Genomic DNA, 22,881 nt, shown 5'->3' on the forward strand with positions numbered 1-22,881 from the left:
GGCATCCTGACCGGTCAGCGCATCGGCAGCAGCGTCGGGCGCACGGGCAACCGCCGAAACGGCGGACCGCGCAGACGACTGGCCGCCGTTGCCGCCCGGCTGCGGGGCGCGGCCGCCCGGACCGTCGCCCTCGCCGTTCGAAAGCTCCAGCAGGCGGCGGGCGGCATCCTCCGGAGACGGAAGGTTTGCGGCATGCGCCAGACGGATGATGACCATCTCAGCGGCCCCGGCCGGCCGGCTGGACGCTTCCGTTTCCGGAATGCCCTTCAGCAGCATCTGCCACATGCGCGACAGCGCCGTGACGGCCACGGAGCCGGCGAACTCCGCTCCCCGCGTCCGCTCGATCTCGCTCAGCGACTGGTCGCCGGCCGCATCGGGCACATATTTCATACGCGTGACGAGATGGGTGAAATCGGCAAGATCCGTCAGAACGACCGGCGGACTCGCCCCCGCCTCGTACTGGCCGGAAAATTCGGCGAGCGCCGCCGCCGCGTCGCCCTTCACGATATGACCGAAAAGATCGACGATACGGGCGCGGTCGGCAAGGCCGAGCATGGAGCGCACGGCATCCGTCTCGACGCGGCCGCTGCCGTGCGCGATCGCCTGATCGAGCAGCGAGAGACCGTCGCGGGCCGAGCCTTCGGCCGCGCGCGCGATCATGGCGAGCGCGTCGGGCTCGGCCTCCACGCCTTCCTTGCCGAGGATGGTGGTGAAGAGGCCGACCAGATCGGATGCGCCGATGCGGCGGAGGTCGAAGCGCTGGCAGCGCGACAGCACGGTGATCGGAACCTTGCGGATCTCCGTGGTGGCGAAGATGAACTTCACATGTTCCGGCGGCTCCTCGAGCGTCTTCAGCAAGCCGTTGAAGGCCTGCGTCGAGAGCATGTGCACCTCGTCGATGATATAGACCTTGTAGCGCGCCGAAACCGGGCGGTAGCGCACCTGCTCGATGATCTCGCGGATATCGTCGATGCCGGTATGGGAGGCGGCGTCCATCTCGATGACGTCGACATGCCGGCCCTCCATGATGGCCTGGCAGTGCTCGCCGGGAATGCGCAGATCGATCGTCGGGCGATCGATCTCGGGGGTCTTGTAATTGAGGCCGCGGGCGAGGATGCGGGCCGTCGTCGTCTTGCCGACGCCGCGAACACCGGTCAGCATATAGGCCTGCGCGATGCGCCCGGTCTCGAACGCGTTGGTGAGCGTACGGACCATCGGTTCCTGACCGACCATCAGGTCGGAGAAATCCTTCGGCCGGTATTTTCGCGCAAGCACCCGGTATGCGGCGGGCTTTTCACTGGACGGATGTGTGATGTCGTCGCTCATCGACCCTGCCGTTAATCGAACGTCTGCCCCGACAGGACGGTAAGGTGGGAGGCTGGCACGATGACCCGTGCCGGGGCTCGTTAGGGCTGCTTCCTTCCGGACCTGACCCGGTTGGCGAGTGGCTCGTCCACCACCAACCTCCCGCGTTCCATATCGGCAATATTCATTCCGAATGCAAGGCACGGGGCCGGAAAAAACTGCAAAGGCAAAAAACTGTTGGAGCCCGATCGGGAGCCGTGTCATGAATTATCCGACAGAAGCATCGCGGGAGAAAACCTTGAGCGAATTCCAACCGGACGCGCGCCTGGCGCAAGACAGCGACCTGCTGGGAAAGATCGGCCTTTGCGAGTTGCGCCTGATGAAGGACGCCCGCTGGCCCTGGCTGGTGCTCGTACCGCAGCGGCCGGACGTCAGCGAGATCTTCGAACTGACGCCGCTCGACCAGACCATGCTCACCTTCGAGACGGCGCTCGTTTGCGAGGCGCTGAAGAAGGTGACGGGCGCCGCCAAGATCAATGTCGGCGCGCTCGGCAATGTCGTGCGCCAGCTCCATGTCCATGTGATCGCGCGCAGCGAGGGCGACGCCAACTGGCCCGGTCCCGTCTGGGGCCACGGTACGGCGCAACCGCGCACGGCGGAAGAAACGCAGGCGTTTTCGAAACGGATCCTGGATGCGCTTACGCCATGAAGCCTTCCCTGTTCGACCTCTATCGCCCGCATCCCGAACCGAGCACGATGGTGGCCTTTTCCGAAAACAGCCTTGACCGGCAGTCGGAATATCGTGCGCCGGACTGTCTCGAACAGGCTTTCAAGGCCGAGAATGTGCACGCCTTCGCGCTTGCCGGCGGCAAGCTCGTCGTCAAGCACGACGAGAAGATCGTCGATCCGCTCTTTGCGCCTTACGAACTGGCCGGTCTCGATCCGGTTATCGACGAGGCGGTGCTGCTCGGCTACCTGCGCAACGGGGAACCGCGCATCGCGGTCCCCGTTCGCGCCGACCCGGAAACGCTGGCCGAACCGCTGAAGGCCGCCGACGGGCGCACGCTCTATCGCCAGCAGATGCTCGACGGCGAGCTTCTCGGCCAGTTCGCCCAGGCCTCCAGCCTTCTGACCTGGAACGGCAACAACCGTTTCTGCGGTCGCTGCGGCGCGCCGACCCGCGCGGAAATCGGCGGCTACCGCCGCAGTTGCACGGCCTGCAACCACCCGATTTTCCCGCGCACCGATCCCGTGGCGATCATGCTGGTCATCGACGTGGAACGCGACGTCTGCCTGCTCGGCCGTTCGCCGCATTTTCCGGAAGGCATGTATTCCTGCCTCGCCGGCTTCGTGGAGCCGGGCGAGACCATTGAACATGCGGTCCGGCGCGAGACGCTGGAGGAATCGGGCATTCGCGTCGGCCGGGTGCGCTACCATGCCTCGCAGCCCTGGCCCATGCCGCATTCGCTGATGATCGGCTGCTACGGCGAGGCGATCTCCTTCGACATCCAGCGCGACGAGCAGGAACTGGAGGATTGCCGCTGGTTCACCCGCGCCGAAACGGCCGCCATGCTGGAGCGCAACGCGCTCACCGGCACCGCCCCCGGAACGACCGCGCCGCCGCCCAAGGGCGCCATCGCGCACCGGCTGATGCGCGACTGGCTCGACTGGAGCCTCTGACGCCTCAGTGCAGCCCGAAGCGCGGCCGGTCTCCCGGGTGTTCGCGCAGCCGCAGCCGCGGCGCCATGATCCGGCCGATGACGGGACTGACCAGGAAGGTCACGGCAACCCAGGCGGGCAGCAGGTATTTCGCATGGTCGTTGAGGGCAGGAATGGCGAGGACCGCAACCGCGCCGACGCCGAAGACGACAGCATTGACCACGATCGACACCACCAGCGTTATATAGGTGACCGTCCGCATGGCGTTCTCCTTTGCCGGGGACCGCGCATGCGGCCCCTCGCTGGAAGAATGCAGCGCCTTGCGGAATGGTTCCGTTACAAGGCGCTGCGCATCGGGTGCGCGCGATAGGTGCCGAGGATGCGGACCTTCTCGGAGAAGAACCCAAGCTCCTCCAGCGCACGACGCACGTTGACGTCGTCGGGATGCCCCTCGATATCGGCGTAGAACTGGGTGGCGTAGAATTTCCCGCCGATCTGGTAGCTCTCGAGCTTCGTCATGTTGATGCCGTTGGTGGCGAAGCCCCCGAGCGCCTTGTAGAGGGCGGCCGGAATGTTGCGGACATTGAAGATGAAGGTGCTGACGATGGTCTCGTCGCCCTCGCGGGCGATCGGCCGCGGCTCACGCGAAAGCACGACGAAGCGCGTGACGTTGCTTTCGATATCCTCGACGTTCTCGGCAATGATCGCAAGACCGTAGAGATCGGCGGCGAGCCGGGGCGCAAGCGCGGCCATGGTGCGATCGCCGGTTTCCGCCACCAGCTTGGCGGCGCCCGCCGTATCGCCGGCGATCACCGGCTTCCAGCCGTTCAGGCGCACGATCTTGCGGCACTGGCCGAGCGCGTGGATGTGACTGTGGACGGTGCGGATCTCTTCCTTCGTCACCCCCGGCAGCACCATGAGCTGGAAGCGGATCGGCATGAAATATTCACCGACGATATGCAGGCGCGATTCGGGCAGCAGGTGATGGATATCGGCGACGCGGCCGGCGATCGTATTCTCGATCGGGATCATCGCAAGGTCGGCGTCGCCGTTCTCGACGGCGAGGAAGGCGTCCTCGAAGGTCTGGCACGGCAGCGGGACCATATCCGGGAACATGTCGCGGCAGGCCATGTCGGAATTGGCGCCGGTGTCGCCCTGGAAGGCAATTCTGTTGGCTTCGGTGTTCATCGCGGTTCCATTCATCAAAGGGGGAAGGCCGAAAGCAGGGCGCGGGCCTTTTCAAGATCGGCAGGCGTATCCACACCGAGGGGAACCGTGTCGACGATTTCCGCATCGATGCGCATGCCCGCCTCCAGCGCCCGAAGCTGTTCGAGCGATTCGCGCCGCTCCAGCGTCGACGGCCGGAGCGAGACGAAGGCTTCGAGCGCCCTGCGGCGGTAGGCATAAAGGCCGATATGGTGATAGAGCGGCCCGGGCCCGTAAGGCGCGGTGGCGCGGGTGAAATAGAGCGCCCGAAGCCGCGCCTCGCCGGTCGGCGACCCCACCACCTTCACCACGTTCGGATTGGTCTTCTCCTCCTCGTCGCGGATCTCCGTCGCCAGGGTCGCGATGTCGGTCGCGGCGTTTTCCAGCGGGCGCAGCGCCGCGCGGATCGTCGCGGGGTCGATGGTCGGCAGGTCGCCCTGCACATTCACGACGATCTCGGCGCGGCCATCCGGGTCGATCGCCGCCAGCGCCTCGTGGATACGGTCCGATCCCGACTGGTGATCGACCCGGGTCATCACCGCCTCGAAGCCGGCGGCCGTCACCACGTCGTGGATGTCGCGGTGGTCCACCGCCACGACGACGCGGCCCGCGCCTGCCGACAGGGCGCGACGCGCCACTTGGACGATCATCGGCTGGCCCGCGATATCGGCAAGCGGCTTGTCCGGCAGGCGGGTGGAAGCCATGCGCGCCGGAATGAGCACAAGCGTCCTGTCAAAATTGGCGGCGTTCATGGAAAGCCCTTCAAAACCCCCTTGAAAAGTGTCAAAAGGTCTCAGCGCGGGGGCTACAACACTGTTGCAACGAAGCAGCAAAAGACATAGGTTCCGCGCGATTTCAAGACCGGCTGGCGCATGTGCGCCGGTTCCTAGGGGAGCGTTTGCGGATGAACTCGTATGTGAACATGGGCGTTGGGGCCCTTCTCGGCACCGTTTTCGTCCTGATGTCCGTGTCGATCGCATCTGAGGGCATATTCCATTCGGGTCTCCCGGAGCAGGAAGGCTTCGCGATCGCCGCGGAAGAGGACGGTGGCGCGGATTCGGGAGGCGGTGAAGCCGCGGCCGCCGTGCCGATCGCCACGCTGCTCGCCAGCGCCGATGCGAGCGCGGGCGAAACCGTCTTCAAGAAGTGTGCGAGCTGTCACACCACGGAGAACGGCGGACCGAACAAGGTCGGGCCGAATCTCTGGGATATCGTGAACCGTCCGATCGCCTCGCACGAGGGCTTCAGCTATTCCGGCGCCATGACCACCTTCTCCGAAGGACATACGGTCGTCTGGGACTTCGACCATCTGAACTACTTCCTGGAAGCGCCGAAGAAGCACGTTCCCGGCACGGCCATGGGCTTCGTCGGCATCAAGAAGGATGACGAGCGCGCCAATCTGCTCGCCTATCTGCATACGCTCTCCGACAATCCGGCTCCGATGCCGACGGCCCCGACCGAGGGCGCCGCAGTGGACGAGGGTGCCACAGTGGATGAGGGGGCGGCTCCGGCCGACAATGGCACTGCCGCCGCTTCCGGCGAGGAGACGGCTCCGGCCAGCGAGGGCACGGCCGCCGAGCCTCAGCAGGCTGCACCGGCCGAGGAAGCCGCTCCGGCCGAAGGTGGCGCTGCCGCCGCGCCGGAAGAAGCCGCCCCGACCGAGGGCGACACCCCTGCGGCAGCCGAAGAAGCCGCTCCTGCAGACGAGGGCGCTGCCGCTCCGGAACAGCCGGAAGCACAGTAATCTGCGATCCCTCCACGGATCTTCATGCGAAACCCGGCAGCCTGCCGGGTTTTTGCTTTTCAGGCATCCGGTCAGCCGAGCAGCCAGGCCCAGAAGGAAACGGTGAAGACGCCGGCAACCGTCGTCATGGCGATGGTCGAGGACGCCAGCCCGTGGCCGGTGCCGAAATGGTTGGCGAGAAGCCACGCGTTGATGCCGGTCGGCACCGAGGCGGTCAGAACCATCGCCGCCGCCCAATCCGGGCCGAGACCGACGAGCCGGCAGGCGACATAGACGAAACCCGGCAGGACCAGAAGCTTCAGCGCCGCCATCACCGAGGCCAGCCTGGCGTTGCCGCCGATCCGGTACTTGTCGATCGCCATGCCGATGGAAATCAGCGCCGCCGGCGCGGCGACGGCGGCGAGCTGGTCGACGACGATCTTGACGGGGCCGGCAAGCGGAATACCGGACGCATGGAACAGCGCGCCGGCGACAAGGCCGATCACCAGCGGGTTGCACGCGAGATTTTTCGCGACACCGACCATCAGGCCGGCCACGCTCTGCGGCGGGCGGGCGCCGCTGCGCCGTTCTGCGCGCTCCATCAGCAGGCTGCCCGCGATCATCATCACCGGCAGGTGCACCGAGATCAGCAGGGAAATGGCCACCAGCCCCTGCTCACCCACCGAGCGGGCCACCAGCGGCAGGCCGATGAAGACGGTATTGGCGAAAGCCGCGGAAACCCCGGCCAGCACGCCCATGCGCTCATCCCGCCCGAAGCCGAGAGTGGCGATGACATGCGCCAGCGCCCAGGTCGCCGCCACGCCGCCGAAATAGGCGATCCAGATGCGCAAGGGCGATTCACCCGAGAAATCCGCCTCCGCGATGGTGCGGAACAGCAGCAGCGGGACGGCGACACGGAAGACGAATTCCCCGAGCCCGTCGCCGAGTTCGGCCCGCAGGTAGCCTGTCTTCACCAGCAGCCAGCCGATGAAGATGAGCGCGAAGACGGGCAATACGTTAACGGCGACGTCCGACATCGAAACATTCCGGAAACAGGCTGCGCCCCGGAACCCGGCCATGGCCGGGCTGCCGGCGGCTCGGCCTTCCGCCCCGGCAGGCGGGACAGGGGCGACGAACATGAAAAAAGCGAGGGGCTTGCCCTCGCTTCCTCATCCCGGCCGGGCCGGGTGGTGTTTCGCGCAGTGCCAGTACATCCGTGGTCAAAGCGATGCGAAACACGATGATCCTGTTCGGCTTCGTTTCTACCGGCTGCCTGCAACAACAGCATGACAGATCGAAAACCGGTTCATTGCGTTCATCATGCCCGCGTATGGTTAACAAAAGGTTAACGCCCGGATTGCCGGGTTTTCCGCCGCCATGCGACATTCTTCCTGCGTGCGCGACCCGATCCGACCCGGCCCTTTTCGCATTGACAAGGCCGGCCAGGCCTAGAACAGTATCGCGGGACGTGGGCGGCGGCGCAGGGAGGACAGGATGTCTAGACGCGCAATCTTCGGTTTCTCGGCACTTCTCCTGACCGCGTTCACCTTCTGCGCGCCGCCGGCGATGGCGCAGGAGAGCCGCAGTATCGTCACGACCGAGAACGCCGACTATTTCGGCTTCGACCTGCGCACCGTGCAGGAGGTAACGCTGGACCAATGCAAGCGCCAGTGCATCGATGACCTTTCCTGCCGCGCGTTCACCTATAACCCGAAGGTGAAATGGTGCTTCCTGAAAAGCGATTTCAACCAGCTCAATCCGTTTGCCGGCGCTGTCGCCGGCAGGATCGTCCTGTCGGACGGCGAAGCGGATATCGGCGCGCCGCCGGCCCTTCCCTTCCTTTCCGAGCCTCTCTTGCGCGACGCGCGCACGTTCCGCAACGAACTGGCGCGGACGCCGGAACATCAGGATCAGGGCGTGGAGAGCCTCGCATCGCTCGGCCGGATCGAAACCGAATCCGCGCGCTTCGACCAGGCGCTGATCGCCTATCGCGGCGCGCTCTCGCTTGCCCCCGACGACCTTCGCCTGTGGATCGAGACGGCGGAAGCGCTGGGCCGCGCCACCAACAACAGCTATCTGGCGGGCCAGGGCGCGCTTGCGGCGATCAACGCCTATCAGCTTTCCCGCAGCACGCCGGGCCGCGCACGGGCGCTGGCGGCGCTCGGGCGCACGCTCGAGGTTTCCGGCACCTATCGCGCCGGCATCGAAGCCTATAAGGCAAGCTTGGCGCTGAAGGAGGACGAGGCCGTACGCTCCGCCTATCTGGATCTTCGCGCCCGGCAGGGCTTCCGCGTGGTCAATCACACCATCGATTCCGACAGCGCCACGCCCCGCGCCTGCGTGGAATTCTCCGAGCCGCTCCTCAAGGTCGGGGGCGACTACGAAGCCTTCGTCACGCTCGACGGCGCAACGCCCCGCGGGATCGAAGCCAAAGACCGCCAGATCTGCATCGAGGGGCTCAACCACGGCCAGCGCTACCGCATCGCGCTGCGCGCCGGCCTGCCCTCCTCCGTCGACGAACCGCTCGCCGCCCCCGTCGACCTCGACATCTACGTGCAGGACCGCGCGCCGGCCGTGCGCTTCACCGGCGACAGCTTCGTACTGCCCGGAAGCATGCGCCGCGGCATTCCCATCGTTTCCGTCAATACCGAGAGCGCCGATCTGAAGCTCTACCGCATCGGCGACCGGGCCATCGCGCCGCTTCTCGCCGACAGCCAGTTCCTCACCCAGCTCGACGGCTATTCCGCAGGCCGCATCGAAAGCCAGAGCGGCGAACTCGTCTGGCAGGGCGAAATCGGGATATCACCGGAACTGAACAAGGACGTCGTCACCAGCTTCCCGGTCGATGAAGCGCTGCCGGAACGCAAGCCCGGCGTCTACGTTCTGACGGCCGCCGCAGCCAACGCCGGCGGCAACGACTGGGATACCAAGGCGACGCAATGGTTCGTCGTCTCCGACGTCGGCCTTTCGACCTATGCCGGCACGGACGGGCTGAATGTCTTCGCACGCTCGCTCGACAGCGCCGCCCCGCTCGAAGGGGTGACGTTGCAACTGATCGCCCGCAACAACGAGGTGCTCGGCACCGCGACGACCGACGCAAACGGGCGGGCCACCTTCACCGCCGGTCTCATCCGCGGCACGGCGGCGCTGACACCCGCCGTCATCCTCGCCCGCAAGGGGCCTGACGACTTCGTTTTCCTCGACATGACAAGGGCCGGTTTCGACCTTTCCGACCGGGGCGTCACAGGACGGCCGGCGCCCGGCGCCATCGATGTGCTCGCCTTCACGGAACGCGGCATCTACCGTGCCGGCGAGACGGTGCATGCGACGGCGCTTGCCCGCGACATCGAGGCGGCCGCGATAGAGAAGCTGCCGCTCACCTTCCTCTTCAACCGTCCGGACGGCGTGGAGGACCGGCGCATGGTCAGCGACGGCGCCGCGCTCGGCGGACATGCGGTCGACCTGGCGCTGCAACCCAACAGCATGCGCGGCACCTGGACGATGCAGGTCTTCGCCGACCCGAAGGGCCAGCCGCTCGCCGAAAAACAGTTTCTCGTGGATGATTTCGTCCCCGACCGGATCGAATTCACCATGACGAGCGCCACCGGCGAAATTGCGCCCGGCGAACCGACCCCGATAACCGTCGAAGGGCGCTATCTCTACGGCGCGCCCGGCGCGGGACTCGCAATCGAGGGCGACGTCGCCCTCAAGCCGACCCGGCAGAATGCCGCATTCCCGGATTATCTCTTCGGCCTCGCCGACGAGGAAGCGATGGCGGAGAATCGCGTGCCGCTCGAAGGGCTGGCGGTGCTGGACGACGAGGGCAGGACGTCCTTCGACGTCACCCTGGACACGCTTCCGTCCACCACCCAGCGGCTCGAAGCGATCGTGACGCTTCGAATGCGGGAGGCGGGGGGAAGGGCCGTGGAGCGCGCCCTCACCCTTCCGGTCGAGGCGAGCGGACCGATGATCGGCGTGAAGCCGGAATTTTCCGGCGATCTCTCCGAAAACAGCCTCGCCGGTTTCCATGTCGTGGCGGTTTCGCCCGATGGCGCGAAAGAGGCCATGGCCGGCGTCACCTGGAAGCTTCTCTCCGTCGAACGGAATTATCAATGGTATCGCGAAGGCAGCAGCTGGCGCTATGAACCGGTGCTGTCGACGAAGCAGATCGCCGACGGCACGGTCGATCTCTCCGCCGGCGACGGACGTATTTCCGTTCCCGTCTCCTGGGGCCGCTACCGGCTGGAAGTCGAAAGTGCCGAGGCGGACGGTGCGGCGACGAGCGTCGAATTCGACGCCGGCTGGTATGTCGCCGCAACCTCGACCGAAACGCCGGATGCACTCGAAATCTCGCTCGACAAGGCGCGTTACACGGCGGGCGAAACGGCACGCCTCAAGGTCTCCCCCCGCCATGCCGGCGAGCTTCTGGTCACCGTCGGGACCGAAAGCCTGATCGCCACGCAGACCGCGACGATCGGCGAAGACGGGGGCGAGGTGGAAATTCCCGTCACCGGGGACTGGGGAGCAGGCGCCTATGTCACCGCGACGCTGTTCCGTCCGGGCGCGGCGCAGCAGAGCCGCATGCCGATGCGCGCCATCGGCATCACCTGGCTTGCGGTCGATCCGGGAGAGCGCAAGCTCGCCGTAGCACTCGACGCCCCCGAAAAGACGCTGCCGCGCCAGCCGCTCGATATCGCCCTTACGGTGACCGGCGCAGGCGCGCAGGAAGACGCCTATGTGACGGTCGCCGCCGTCGACGTCGGCATCCTCAATCTCACCCGCTACGAGACGCCGGACCCCGAAGGCTGGTATTTCGGCCAGCGGCGTCTCGGCATGGAAATCCGTGATCTCTACGGCCGGCTGATCGACGGCTCGCTCGGCGCGACAGGCCGGCTGCGCACCGGCGGCGACGGCGGCCAGGGCGCACTCGAAGGCAGCCCGCCGACGGAAAAGCTCGTCGCCTTCTTCTCCGGTCCGGTGAAGCTCGACGCGGACGGAAAGGCGAAGGTCTCCTTCGACATTCCGCAGTTCAACGGCACGGCGCGGATCATGGCGGTCGCCTGGACGAAGACCGGCGTCGGCCATGCCGAAAAGGACGTGGTCATCCGCGATCCGGTCGTGGTCACGGCAAGCCTGCCGAAATTCCTCGCACCCGGGGATCAGGCGGAGCTTCGGCTCGACATCGCCAATACCGGCGCGCCGGCCGGCGATTACACCGTCACGCTGGCGCACAATGCTTCCGTCATGGCCGGCCAGACCGGCGACGGCGATACCGTGCGGCTCGAACCCGGCGGCAAGGCGGCGCTCACGCTGCCGCTGACCGGCGGCGAGGCGGGAGACGGCAAGGTCACCGTCACGCTCTCCAACGGCGAGGGCCTGTCGCTCGAACAGGTTCTCGACCTGCCGGTACGCCCGGCCGCGCTGCCGATCACCAAACGCCGGCCGATCGAGATCGCCGCCAACGGCAGCCTGACCATCGACGACCAGTTGCTGGCCGACAGCCAGCTGTCCGGGGCCTCGGTCAGCCTCAATGTCTCGCGCGCTTCAGCCTTTGACATTCCGGCGCTGCTGATGTCGCTCGATCGCTATCCCTATGGCTGCACGGAGCAGACGGCGAGCCGCGCGCTGCCACTTCTCTATCTGAGCGAACTGTCGAAACAATCCGGCCTCGCGGAGGATACGGACACCGAAAAGCGCGTGCAGGAGGCGATCTACCGCGTGCTCGCCAATCAATCGTCGACCGGCAGCTTCGGCCTGTGGGGTCCCGGCTACGGCGACCTCTGGCTCGACGCCTTCATCACCGATTTCCTGACGCGGGCGCGCGAACAGAAATTCGAAGTGCCGGAGCAGGCCATGGTGCAGGCGCTCGCAAACCTCCAGAACGCGCTGTCCTACACCAACAACGTGGCGGAACAGGGCGAGGAGATCGCCTATACGCTCTATGTGCTCGCCCGCAATCGCAAGGCGGCGATCAGCGATCTTCGCTATTATGCCGACACGAAGCTGGCGGAGTTCAGGACGCCGCTGGCACGCGCGCATCTGGCCGCAGCCCTCAGCCTCTACGGCGACGCCCAGCGCTCGGGGAGCCTCTTTTCCAATGCCCTCGACGTGGCGCGCGACGTCACCCGGGTCAGCCTGTCGCGCAACGACTACGGCTCTTCGCTGCGCGACGGGGCGGCGGTGCTGGCGCTTGCAACCGAAACCCGGCCGGTGCCGCGGATCATTCCGGATCTCGTCCGCACCGTCGCAAACGAATGGGACGCCAGGTCCCGGACCAGCACGCAGGAGCAAACCTGGATGCTGCTCGCCGCCCGCGGCGTGAAGGATGCCGACAAGGGGCTGATGCTGGAGATCAACGGCGTATCGCACGAGGGCGGCTATGCCGCGCAGATGTCCGGCAATGCGCTCATGCAACATCCGCTCACCGTCGCCAATCACACCGGCGAACCGGTCTCCGCCATGCTGACGACGGTGGCCGCCCCCAGCCAGCCGCCGCCGGCCGGCGGCGAGGGTTTCAGCATCGAGCGGCGCTACTACACGCTCGACGGCGAGGAGGCGAATATCACCGAGGCGACGCAGAACGAACGCTATGTCGCGGTGCTGACGCTGACGGAGGAAAACGACTGGCCGTCGCGCATCCTCGTCACCGATCTCCTGCCCGCAGGCTTCGAGATCGACAATCCGAGCCTCGTCGACAGCGCGAAGCTTTCGAATTTCGACTGGCTCACCGAAGTCGAGCCGGCGCATACGGAATTCCGCTACGACCGCTTCGTCGCCGCCTTCAACCGCAGCGCCGGCGACGACCGCAACATCACGCTCGCCTATGTGGTGCGTGCCGTGACGCCGGGAACCTACGATCATCCGGCGGCCCAGGTGGAGGACATGTACCGGCCGCAATATTCCGCCCGCACGGCGACCGGACGCATGCAGGTCCGGGCGGCGCATTAGGAGCCGGTGCGATGACGCGCTGGCGCAGGTTCGCCATCGGAGCGCTTGCCGGGGCGGCGGTGCTGGCCGCCCTTGCCTACGGTCTCGACCGAGCCGACCACGCCTTTCCGCCACCCGTCGAGGTGGCGGAAACCGTCTCGCGCACGGTACTCGACCGCAACGGGCGGCTGCTGCGCGCCTTCTCGACACCGGATGGATACTGGCGGCTGAAGACGACGTCGGCGGATGTCGATCCGCAGTTCCTGCGCATGCTCGTCGCCTATGAGGACCGTCGCTTCCACGCGCATCACGGCATCGATCCGCTGGCGCTTCTGCGCGCCGCCGGGCAGTTCGCAACGCACGGACGCATCGTGTCGGGGGCCTCGACGCTCTCCATGCAGGTGGCGCGGCTGATCGAGCCGCGCGAAAGCCGGTCGATCCTCGCCAAGCTGCGCCAGATGGCGCGGGCGGTACAGATCGAGCGGCGGTATTCCAAGACGGAAATCCTCGACCTCTACCTGACGCTCGCGCCCTACGGCGGCAATATCGAAGGCGTGCGCGCGGCAAGTCTGGCCTGGTTCGGCAAGGAGCCCAAACGGCTGACGGTGGCCGAGGCGGCGCTGCTCGTCGCCCTGCCCCAACTGCCCGAAAAACGCCGGCCGGACCGGCACCGCGAGGCGGCCGAAAAGGCGCGCGACCGCGTCCTTGCGCGCCTTTCGGTCTCCGCCGTCATCGGCGACGGCGAGGCGGAACGCGCCGCCAGCGAGCCCGTGCCCGCATACCGGCGCCAGCTTCCGGCCTTCGCGCCGCATCTTTCCGAACTGGCGCTGCGCAAGGATCCGGGAGCCGCCGAGCACCCCACGACGCTCGACCGCAACGTGCAGGAAGCGCTGGAAACCGTGGCGCGCGAGGCGGCCGTGCGGATCGGGCCGAAGGTGTCCATCGCCATGATCATGGCCGACGCCCGCACGGGTGAGATCCTCGGCGAGGTCGGCTCCGCCGATTATTTCGATTCGCGCCGGGCCGGCTGGATCGACATGACACGGGTGCGCCGCTCGCCGGGCTCGGCGCTCAAGCCCTTCATCTACGGCCTCGCCTTCGAAGAGGGACTGGTGGCGCAGGAAACCATCGTCGAGGATCGACCCTCCGACTTTTCCGGCTACCGGCCGCGTAATTTCGACATGCGCTACCAGGGCGACGTCAGCGTGCGCAAGGCGCTGCAAATGTCCCTGAACGTACCGGCCGTGCAGCTTCTGGAAGCGGTCGGGCCGACGCGGCTGATGGTGCGCTTCCGGCGCGCGCAGGTCCGGCCCGACCTGCCGAAGGGCGAGACGCCGGGCCTTGCCATCGGGCTTGGCGGCGTCGGCATCACGCTGCACGACCTGACGCAGCTCTATGCAGCGCTTTCCAATCGCGGCCGGCCGCTGCGGCTCGGGAACGGTATCGCCGAACAGCCGGGGCCGATCGAGGGCGAGCCGCTGCTCGATCCGGTGGCGGTATGGAACGTCTCGGACGTGCTGTCCGCAGTCGTGCCGCCGCGGGGAAGCCGCCGCCTCGGCATCGCCTACAAGACCGGCACCAGCTACGGCTATCGCGACGCGTGGTCGGTCGGCTACGACGGGCGGCATGTGCTCGGCGTCTGGGTGGGCCGCGCCGACAACGGCGCAGTGCCCGGCCTCACCGGCTACGACACGGCCGCGCCGATCCTGTTCGAGGCTTTCGCGCAGGCCGGCGTCGCCATCACACCCTTTCCGCGCGCGCCGGCGGGTGCGCTGCGCATCGCCCAATCGGAACTGCCGGCCAGCCTTCGCCGCTTCTCCACCACCGCAAGCGGCCTCGTCGCCACGCGCGCCCGCGAACCCGCGCCGCAGATCGTCTATCCGCCGGAAGGCGCGCATGTGGAACTGAGCGGCGCAAGAGACGCGGACATCATGCCGCTGTCATTGAAGCTGCAAGGCGGCCGCGCGCCCTTCCGCTGGCTCGCCAACGGCAAGGTCCTGCCGGAGACCGTGCGGCGGCGCACGACGCAATGGACGCCGGAAGGCACGGGGTTCTCGACGCTGACCGTCATCGACGCCGCCGGGCGGGCGGCAAGCGTTCGCGTCTTCATCGAATAGACGCGTCCGCAAGCCCCGGCGGGGTCAGAGAAGGCCGCGCGCGGCGAGATTGCGCATCAAAGCCGCGACACCGAACGTCCACGGCGGGCATTCGGTGGACAGCCGCACCGTATTGACCAGAGACCCGAGGTCGCCATTGGCGATCGTCACCCGGTCGCCGATCTTGTGGGTGAAGCCTTCGCCGGGCGTATCCCGATCCTCGACCGGCGCAAAAAGCGTGCCCATGAAGAGCATGAAGCCGTCCGGATACTGATGATGCCGGCCGACGGTCTGGGCCACGAGGTCCAGAGGATCGCGGCTGATCTCGCGCATCGTGCTGCGGCCGTCGAGCACGAAGCCATCCTCGCCCTCGATCTTCAAGGTGAGATCGGCGGCGCGCACGTCGTCGAGCGAATAGGTCTCGTCGAACAGGCGGATGAAGGGGCCGATGGCGGCGGAGGCATTGTTGTCCTTCGCCTTGCCGAGCAGCAACGCCGAGCGTCCCTCCACATCGCGCAGATTGACGTCGTTGCCGAGTGTCGCGCCCTTGACGCGGCCGCGGCTGTCGACGGCGAGCACGACTTCGGGCTCCGGATTGTTCCATTTGGAAATCGGATGCAGGCCGACCGCCGCCCCCAAGCCCACGGCCGAAAGGACCGGGGCCTTGGTGAAGACCTCCGCATCCGGCCCGATGCCGACTTCGAGATATTGCGACCAGACGCCCTCCTCGATCAGCGCCGCCTTGACGCCGGCGGCCTCGGGCGAACCGGCCTTCAGATCACGCAGGCTGTCGCCGATGATGGCCGAGACCCGGCCCCTCACCTTCTCCGCCAGCGCCGGATTACCGGCCGCCTTCTCCTCGATCACGCGCTCGATCATCGAGCGGGCGAACGTGACGCCGCAGGCCTTGATCACCTGGAGATCGCAAGGGGCGAGAAGATGAAGGCGCTCGGGGTCCCCCGAAGCCTGCGCCGAGGCGGCGAGAACCGTATCGAGGCTTTCGAGCGCCTCGCCTTCGGCCGCGCGGACGAAGGCGAGCGGATCGTCCATTTCCAGGAGCGCGCTCATGGTGGGCGCCCTGGCGGAGGTGATGTCGAAAAGCCGGCCGTCCCGCAAAACCACGACCGCCGGTCCGCCGACCTGCGGCCGCCAGACCCGCCCGACAAAGGTTCCCCGCGCAAAATCCGCCGCAACCGCCATGATCGTCCATGCTCCCTTTCGATGATCCGCCCCTTCTAGAGCATTTCCGCCGGAAGGGGAATCGCCTCGCGACCAGCAGGTGAGAATGGCTGGGGATGGCCTGCCTCATCAGGCCGCAACCGCACCGGAAAAGCGCGCCGTTTCGCCGCAGACCCCTGCCGCCTCTTGCGCGTCATCCTTCTTTTCCTGGCCCGCAAGACTTGACGGCCGGCGCAAGCGGGCAATCTCAAGGGGGAGACAACGCCAGAAAATGGAGTACTCTTCGCGGCTGAGAGGGTCCGGCCCGACGGGCTGGAAAGGATCGTAACGCCGACAAGGCAGGACGCATGCGATGAACCGCAAGCAGCCATCCGACGGTGAAAGAGGATCGCCGGACACATATGCCCGGCTTGACGCCGCCACCGGCTGCTCGATCCTTGCCGCGGTTCTCTGGGTGCCGCAGGCGTTCCTGATCGCCGACTGTCTCGCCGCGCTGATCAGCGCCGCCGGCCAGCCGGACCTGCCGGTGACAGCCCTTGCCGTCGCCGGCCTCGGCCTGTTGCGCGCCCTTTTCGACGCGGCCGCCGTGCGCCTTTCCTTTCGCCGCGCAAGACCGACGCTGAGCATGCGGCGTGAGGCCGCGCTCGGCGGGCTTTCGGCACGTCCGGCCGTCGGCCCCGGCCGAATGGCCTCGGGCGAGGCCGCCAGCATTCTCGCCGAACAGGCGGATCTTGCCCTTCCCTATCTGACACGCTACCGGCCGGCGCGGGTGAAGGCGGTGGCCGTACCGCTCGTGATGGTGCTTGCCGTGCTTTTCCATTCCTGGGTCGCGGCCGTCATCCTTCTCGTCTCGGCGCCGCTGATCCCGCTCTTCATGGCGCTTGTCGGCTGGCAGGCCCGGGCGGCAAGCGAGCGCCAGCTGGCGGCAACCGGCAGCCTCAACGGCTTCCTGCTCGATCGCCTGCGCGGCATGACCACCCTTCGCTCGCTCGGCGCCGTCGATCGAACGGCCGGGCGATTGCGGCAGAATGCCGAGGACCTGCGCGAACGCACCATGCGGGTGCTGGCGATCGCTTTCCTGTCCTCCGCCGTGCTGGAGCTTTTCGCAGCCATCGGCATCGCCATGGTGGCGGTCTATGTCGGCTTCAGCCTGCTCGGCAGCATCGATCTCAGCGCCTGGGGCGCGCCGATCGACTTCCGCAGCGGACTTTTCGTTCTCCTGCTGGCGCCCGCCTTCTTCGAGCCGCTGCGCGATCTTTCCGCCGTCTGGCACGACAAGGCCGCCGGGCAGGCGGCCTTGGCGGCGCTGGATCGATTGGCCGCGCCCCGGCCACAAACGCACTTTCGGGCCGCAAGACCCGCCCCTGCGGTTTCCGAAACCATGGAGCCTGCCGTGCGCCTCAGCGGCGTGACCTTCGGTTATGGCGATGGACCCTATGTGCTGGAAGGGTTCGATCTTTCCGTTTCACACGGGCAGAGCATCGCATTCGTCGGCCCAAGCGGCAGCGGAAAGTCCACCCTGCTCGCGCTTATTGCCGGCCTGCTGGTTCCAGACGCCGGCGAGATCCGGCCTGCACAAGACCGGCAGACGCGGATCGGCTGGATCGGCCCCTCGCCGCATGTCTTCACCGGCACCATCCGCAGCAACATACGGCTCGGCCGCAACCTGCCCGCCGAAGCCGTCGATGCGGCGATCCGCACCGCCCGTCTCGAGCGTGCGGCCGCCGCCTACGGGCCGCGCCTGCTTGCGGAAGGAGGGCGGGGGCTTTCCGGCGGCGAGGTGATGCGGCTCGCCATCGCGCGGGCCGCCGCGGACCCGGCCTGCATCCTCCTCCTGGCCGACGAACCGACCGCGCATCTCGATGACGAAACGGCGCGGGATATCGCCCGCAGCCTGACAACGCTTGCCAAAGGCCGCACGCTGATCGTCGCGACCCACGACATGGAGCTTGCGGCCCGAATGGATCGCATCATCATGCTCGAGCCGAAAATCCTGGCGGAGGCAGCCGAATGAAACGCGACGTCACCCGCCTCGCCGCGGTTGCGCGGCTTCTTCCCGCCAAGGGCCGCCGCCGGCTGCTTACCGGTTTTGCGCTTGCCTGCCTCGCCGTCCTCTCCGGCATCGGCCTGCTTGGCCTTTCGGGCTGGTTCATCACGGCCACGGCGATTGCCGGCCTCACCGTCGCCACCGCCGCCACCTTCGATGTCTTCTCACCGGCGGCGGCGATCCGCTTTCTCGCGCTCGCCCGCACAGCGGGGCGATACGGCGAGCGGCTGACGACGCATGACGCCACGCTCCGGGCGCTTGCCGCGCTGCGCGAACGCCTGTTTGTCGCCTGGTCCGCACCGGTGGCGGCACGCCGGCTTGCGCTGCAACCGCGCCGGCTGCTCTTCCGGCTCACCGCCGATATCGACGCACTCGATTCCCTCCATCTTCGCCTTCTCCTGCCGATCGGCGTGGCGCTTCTGACCGGCGGCGTCCTCGCCATCGCCCTGGCGCTGATCGAACCCGCCATCGGGATGATGGCCGCCGGCCTCCTGCTTGCCGCCGGCCTCGCCATTCCATTCGTCCTCACCCGCCTCGGCGTGCGCCCCTCGCGCCGGCGCGGGGTCGCGCTGGAGGCGATGCGGGCGCGGACCATCGACCTCGTCGCCGGCCAGGCCGAATTGCAACTTGCCGGCCGGCTTCGCGCGCAGGTCGCGGCGGTGATGGCGGCCGATGCCTATGCGGCAAGACAGGAGGATCGGCTGAACCGGCTGGAAGCCGGCGCGACCTTCGCGTTCGGCCTCGCCTCCACGCTCCTTCTCGCAGGGCTGCTGCTGGCGCTCGGAGAGGCCGCGCAGAGCGGGCGGATCGGCGCGCCGCTCGCCGCCCTCGGCATCCTGGCGGCCCTCGCCGCCTTCGAACCTTTCGCGGCGCTCCGGCGCGGCGCGCTGGAGTTCGGCCGCACGCTGCTGGCAAGCCGCCGCATCGCGCCATCACTTGCCGCCGAAGCCGGGGGCCGCCCCGCCCCGCCGCCCCGCCCCCCGCAAGGCTTCGCCTTCCGTCTCGAAGCGGTGACGGCGCGCCATCCGGGCGCACGCACGCCCGCCTTGCAGGACATCACCCTCGCCCTTCCGCAAGGCGAGGTCCTGGCCCTCGTCGGTTCGAGCGGCGCCGGCAAATCGACCATCCTGGCGGTGCTTGCCGGCGAGATCGCCCCGGAAAGCGGAAGGGCGATGCGCCTTGCCGCCGTTTTGCTGACGCAGCACAGCGAGCTGTTTTCAGACAGCATCGGCGAGAACCTGCGGCTGGCCGATCCCGAGGCCGACGACGGCCGCCTGCGCCTGGCGCTCGACGGGGCGGGACTTGCCGCCCATGTCGCCTCGCTGTCCGAAGGGATCGACAGCCGGCTTGGCGAGGGTGGCGCGGGACTTTCCACGGGACAGGCCCGCCGTCTCGCCTTCGCCCGGCTCCTGCTGCACGGCGCGCCGCTCTGGCTGCTGGACGAACCGACGGAAGGGCTCGACGACGCCACGGCGCGCGATCTCCTTTACCGCATCCGCGACGCTGGCGGAGCGCGCAGCATCGTCATCGCCACCCATCTCCACCGGGAGGCCGCCCTTGCCGACCGGATCGCACTTGTCGAGGACGGTCGCCTGATGGCCGTCGCCACCCGCGGGCAACCGCATTTCGACGCTCTTCTCGCCCGGCTCCGGACGGGTCAGCCAGACCGCGCTGTCGCCGCAACGCCGCTTTCCGGTCATCCAACGGAGGCAAGACCATGGAACTAGACATCGTCGCCCTCTCCCGCTTCCAGTTCGCGCTGACGGCGCTCTATCACTTCCTCTTCGTACCGCTGACACTCGGACTTTCGACCCTGCTCGCCATCATGGAAACGACCTATGTCATGACCGGGCGGCAGATCTGGCGCCAGATGACGAAATTCTGGGGAACCCTGTTCGGCATCAACTTCGTGCTCGGCGTGGCGACCGGCATCGTCATGGAATTCCAGTTCGGCATGAACTGGAGCTATTACAGCTACTACGTCGGCGACATCTTCGGCGCGCCGCTGGCGATGGAGGGCCTGATGGCCTTCTTCCTCGAGGCGACCTTCGTCGGCCTCTTCTTCTTCGGCTGGGACAAGCTGTCGAAGGTCGGCCATCTCGTCGCCACCTGGTGCGTGGCGCTCGGCTCGAATTTCTCCGCCTTATGGATTCTGATCGCCAACGGATGGATGCAGAATCCCGTCGGTTCGGCGCTCAACCCGCAGACCATGCGCATGGAGATCACCAGTTTCTTCGACGTGGTGTTCAATCCGGTGGCCCAGGCCAAATTCGTCCATACGGTCTCGGCGGGCTATGTCTGCGCCTCGGTCTTCGTGCTCGGCATTTCGGCCTGGTATCTGCTGAAGGGACGCCATATCGAACTCGCCAAACGCTCGATGACGGTGGCGGCCTCCTTCGGGCTGGCCTCGTCGCTTTCCGTGGTCGTGCTCGGCGACGAGAGCGGCTATCTTTCCACCGAGCATCAGAAGATGAAGCTCGCGGCGATCGAGGCCATGTGGGAGACCGAGCCCGCGCCGGCCGCCTTCACCGCCTTCGGCTTCCCGGATCAGGAGGCCCGCGAGACCCATTACGCCGTGCATATTCCCTGGGTCATGGGCCTCATCGGCACCCGCTCGCTGACGACGGAGATCCCCGGCATCAGCGAACTGGAAAAAATGGCGGAACAACGCATTCGCAGCGGCATCGAAGCCTATGACGCCCTTGCAAACATCCGCGCGGCAGGCCTTCAGCAACAAACGATAGCACCGGAGGCGCAGGACACTTTCGCCGAACTCGGCCACGAACTCGGCTATGCGCTCCTGCTCAAGCGCTATGTCGACGACCCGCGCGAGGCGACGGACGAGCAGATCGCGAAGGCCGCCGCCGATACGATCCCCCATGTGCCGACGCTGTTCTGGTCCTTCCGCATCATGGTCGGCCTCGGGATGTTCTTCATCCTGCTCACGGCGACCTTCTTCTGGCTGTCCGCCCGGCGACGCCTCGACCGCTATCCCCTGCTGCTGAAACTTTGCGTCCTGGCCATTCCCCTGCCCTGGGTGGCGGCGGAACTCGGCTGGGTGGTCGCGGAGTTCGGCCGCCAGCCCTGGGTCATCGAGGGCGTGCTGCCGACGGCGGTCGCCGTCTCCAGCCTCGGTGCGGAAACCGTGCTCCTGACGATCCTCGGCTTCGCGGCGCTCTATACGGTGCTGATCGTCATCGAGATGACGCTGATGATCAGGGCCATCCGGGAGGGGCCTTCGGACGATGACGATCCGGAAGCCCCCATCATCTCGAATGCGGTCGTGCCCGCGGCGGAGTGAAGACGATGATCCTTCATGAATTGCTCGACTACGATACCCTACGCATCATCTGGTGGCTGCTGCTCGGCATACTGCTGCTCGGCTTCGCCGTTACGGACGGCTTCGATCTCGGCGTCGGCACGCTTTTGCCCTTCGTCGCCCGGACCGACGTGGAGCGCCGCATCGTCATCAACACGATCGGCCCGATCTGGGAAGGCAATCAGGTCTGGCTGATCCTCGGCGGCGGGGCGATCTTCGCCGCCTGGCCGCCGCTCTACGCCGTTTCCTTTTCCGGCTTCTATCTTGCCATGTTCGCCATCCTGATGGCGCTCATCCTGCGGCCGGTCGGCTTCAAGTATCGCTCGAAACGCGAGAGCGCGCGCTGGCGCAACAACTGGGACCGGGCGCTGTTTATCGGCGGTTTCGTACCTTCGCTGATCTTCGGCGTGGCGGTCGGAAACGTCTTGCAGGGCGTGCCGTTCCGCTTCGCCGACGACATGCGGATTTTCTATGAGGGGTCGTTCTTCGGCCTGCTCAATCCGTTCGCGCTGGCCTGCGGCCTGCTGTCGCTCGCCATGTTCGTCATGCATGGCGCCGCCTGGCTGGTTCTCAAGACAAACGGCGAAATCGCCGAACGGGCGCGCCGTTTCGGCGCAACCGCCGCCCTCGCGGTCATCCTCCTTTTCGCTCTTGCGGGCCTCTGGGTTTCCTTTGGCATGGACGGCTATGTGCTGGTCGGCCCGGCCGTGACGGACGGCCCCGCCAACCCGCTGCTGAAGGATGCCGCGCCGCAGGCGGGCGCATGGCTCGCCAACTATGCGCTCCATCCCTGGACGGTGATCGCGCCGATCCTCGGCTTTGCCGGGGCGGCGGCAAGCTGGCTGCTGCTGCGCAGCCGCCGGGAGGTCATCCCGCTCCTGTTCAGCAAGCTTTCGATCATCGGCATCATTTCAACGGTGGGGCTTTCCATGTTTCCCTTCATCCTGCCGTCGTCCATCGATCCGCGATCGAGCCTGACGGTCTGGGATGCGTCCTCCAGCCACATGACGCTCTTCATCATGCTGGTCGGAACCGGGATTTTCCTGCCGCTCATCGTTGCCTATACGGCCTGGGTCTACCGGGTGCTGTGGGGAAAGGTCGACGAGGAAAGCGTCAGCGACAAGAACAAGCACGCTTACTAGAGGGTCCTTCACGCGCCCGGACGCAGGACGCTCTGGAATTCACGGGACCGTTCCGGCCGACCGGCCGGCCCCCGCAGAAAGACGGAGAGACGGAATGTGGTATTTTTCCTGGTTGCTCGGCCTGCCGCTCGCGGCGGCATTCGCCGTGCTCAACGCCATGTGGTACGAACTCATGGACGACCGCGACAAGGCGCGCTCCGCCGTGGAGGCCGGCAGGCGGCCAACGCCGGACGATTAAGGGTCCCCGGCTCAACGTAAGCCCCGTCCCCCGGCTCAAC

The 22,881-nt window shown here is 67.0% G+C and carries 16 protein-coding genes and 1 other RNA gene; 10 read left to right on the forward strand and 7 right to left on the reverse strand.

Annotation, left to right across the window (positions count from 1 at the left end):
- On the reverse strand, nucleotides 1-1,326 hold a 1,326-nt coding region (locus KYK29_RS15000; RefSeq protein WP_254691724.1), incomplete at its 3' end, for a DNA polymerase III subunit gamma/tau.
- A 44-nt stretch (nucleotides 1,327-1,370) separates the two neighbouring features.
- An RNA gene (gene ffs, locus KYK29_RS15005) (signal recognition particle sRNA small type) lies at nucleotides 1,371-1,468 on the reverse strand.
- Nucleotides 1,469-1,567: 99 nt separating this feature from the next.
- Between ffs and KYK29_RS15010 the strand changes: the two genes are divergently transcribed.
- Complete coding sequence (locus KYK29_RS15010) at nucleotides 1,568-2,014, forward strand: HIT domain-containing protein (RefSeq protein WP_254691725.1); 447 nt, start codon at nucleotides 1,568-1,570, stop codon at nucleotides 2,012-2,014.
- On the forward strand, nucleotides 2,011-2,985 hold the full coding sequence (gene nudC / locus KYK29_RS15015) for an NAD(+) diphosphatase (RefSeq protein ID WP_254691726.1): 975 nt from the start codon (nucleotides 2,011-2,013) through the stop codon (nucleotides 2,983-2,985). Before KYK29_RS15010 ends, nudC begins: the two co-directional genes overlap by 4 nt.
- A gap of 4 nt (nucleotides 2,986-2,989) precedes the next feature.
- Here nudC and KYK29_RS15020 read toward each other — a convergent pair whose 3' ends face one another.
- The 3 genes from KYK29_RS15020 to KYK29_RS15030 all read right to left on the reverse strand — a co-directional run bounded on the left by KYK29_RS15020 (nucleotide 2,990) and on the right by KYK29_RS15030 (nucleotide 4,922).
- Nucleotides 2,990-3,226, reverse strand: coding sequence for a hypothetical protein (locus KYK29_RS15020; RefSeq protein ID WP_254691727.1), 237 nt, complete (start codon nucleotides 3,224-3,226; stop codon nucleotides 2,990-2,992).
- Nucleotides 3,227-3,300: 74 nt separating this feature from the next.
- Nucleotides 3,301-4,152: a prephenate dehydratase gene (locus KYK29_RS15025; RefSeq protein ID WP_254691728.1), complete on the reverse strand. Its 852-nt coding sequence runs from the start codon at nucleotides 4,150-4,152 to the stop codon at nucleotides 3,301-3,303.
- Between the two features lie 14 nt (nucleotides 4,153-4,166).
- On the reverse strand, nucleotides 4,167-4,922 hold the full coding sequence (locus KYK29_RS15030; protein WP_254691729.1) for a 3-deoxy-manno-octulosonate cytidylyltransferase: 756 nt from the start codon (nucleotides 4,920-4,922) through the stop codon (nucleotides 4,167-4,169).
- Nucleotides 4,923-5,074: 152 nt separating this feature from the next.
- Between KYK29_RS15030 and KYK29_RS15035 the strand changes: the two genes are divergently transcribed.
- Nucleotides 5,075-5,914 carry a c-type cytochrome gene (locus tag KYK29_RS15035; RefSeq protein WP_254691730.1) on the forward strand — a complete coding sequence of 280 codons (840 nt, stop codon included), beginning with the start codon at nucleotides 5,075-5,077 and terminating at the stop codon, nucleotides 5,912-5,914.
- 71 nt (nucleotides 5,915-5,985) lie between these two features.
- Here KYK29_RS15035 and KYK29_RS15040 read toward each other — a convergent pair whose 3' ends face one another.
- Nucleotides 5,986-6,930 carry an AEC family transporter gene (locus KYK29_RS15040; RefSeq protein ID WP_254691731.1) on the reverse strand — a complete coding sequence of 315 codons (945 nt, stop codon included), beginning with the start codon at nucleotides 6,928-6,930 and terminating at the stop codon, nucleotides 5,986-5,988.
- A 457-nt stretch (nucleotides 6,931-7,387) separates the two neighbouring features.
- Here KYK29_RS15040 and KYK29_RS15045 point away from each other — a divergent pair, with 457 nt between their 5' ends.
- Together KYK29_RS15045 and pbpC are read left to right on the forward strand one after the other, a co-directional pair.
- Nucleotides 7,388-12,841, forward strand: a complete 5,454-nt coding sequence (locus KYK29_RS15045) for an alpha-2-macroglobulin family protein (RefSeq protein ID WP_254691732.1) — start codon at nucleotides 7,388-7,390, stop codon at nucleotides 12,839-12,841.
- Between the two features lie 11 nt (nucleotides 12,842-12,852).
- Nucleotides 12,853-14,937, forward strand: coding sequence for a penicillin-binding protein 1C (pbpC, locus tag KYK29_RS15050; protein ID WP_254691733.1), 2,085 nt, complete (start codon nucleotides 12,853-12,855; stop codon nucleotides 14,935-14,937).
- A gap of 24 nt (nucleotides 14,938-14,961) precedes the next feature.
- On the opposite strand, the gene KYK29_RS15055 is transcribed toward pbpC, so the two are convergent.
- Complete coding sequence (locus tag KYK29_RS15055; protein ID WP_254691734.1) at nucleotides 14,962-16,116, reverse strand: fumarylacetoacetate hydrolase family protein; 1,155 nt, start codon at nucleotides 16,114-16,116, stop codon at nucleotides 14,962-14,964.
- Between the two features lie 331 nt (nucleotides 16,117-16,447).
- Here KYK29_RS15055 and cydD point away from each other — a divergent pair, with 331 nt between their 5' ends.
- The 5 genes from cydD to cydX all read left to right on the forward strand — a co-directional run bounded on the left by cydD (nucleotide 16,448) and on the right by cydX (nucleotide 22,841).
- Nucleotides 16,448-18,109, forward strand: coding sequence for a thiol reductant ABC exporter subunit CydD (gene cydD / locus KYK29_RS15060; RefSeq protein WP_254691735.1), 1,662 nt, complete (start codon nucleotides 16,448-16,450; stop codon nucleotides 18,107-18,109).
- Complete coding sequence (locus KYK29_RS15065; protein ID WP_254691736.1) at nucleotides 18,106-19,869, forward strand: amino acid ABC transporter ATP-binding/permease protein; 1,764 nt, start codon at nucleotides 18,106-18,108, stop codon at nucleotides 19,867-19,869. The genes cydD and KYK29_RS15065 overlap by 4 nt, the downstream gene beginning before the upstream one ends.
- A complete protein-coding gene (locus tag KYK29_RS15070) occupies nucleotides 19,860-21,443 on the forward strand; it encodes a cytochrome ubiquinol oxidase subunit I (protein WP_254691737.1) in 1,584 nt (527 codons plus the stop codon). Before KYK29_RS15065 ends, KYK29_RS15070 begins: the two co-directional genes overlap by 10 nt.
- A 5-nt stretch (nucleotides 21,444-21,448) precedes the next feature.
- The gene (cydB, locus tag KYK29_RS15075; RefSeq protein WP_254691738.1) at nucleotides 21,449-22,603 is read left to right on the forward strand and encodes a cytochrome d ubiquinol oxidase subunit II; all 1,155 of its coding nucleotides are present in this window, start codon (nucleotides 21,449-21,451) and stop codon (nucleotides 22,601-22,603) included.
- 94 nt (nucleotides 22,604-22,697) lie between these two features.
- Nucleotides 22,698-22,841: a cytochrome bd-I oxidase subunit CydX gene (cydX, locus tag KYK29_RS15080; protein ID WP_254691739.1), complete on the forward strand. Its 144-nt coding sequence runs from the start codon at nucleotides 22,698-22,700 to the stop codon at nucleotides 22,839-22,841.
- Nucleotides 22,842-22,881 lie beyond the last annotated feature (40 nt).

The organism is Shinella daejeonensis, from assembly GCF_024281235.1.
GTDB lineage: Bacteria > Pseudomonadota > Alphaproteobacteria > Rhizobiales > Rhizobiaceae > Shinella > Shinella daejeonensis.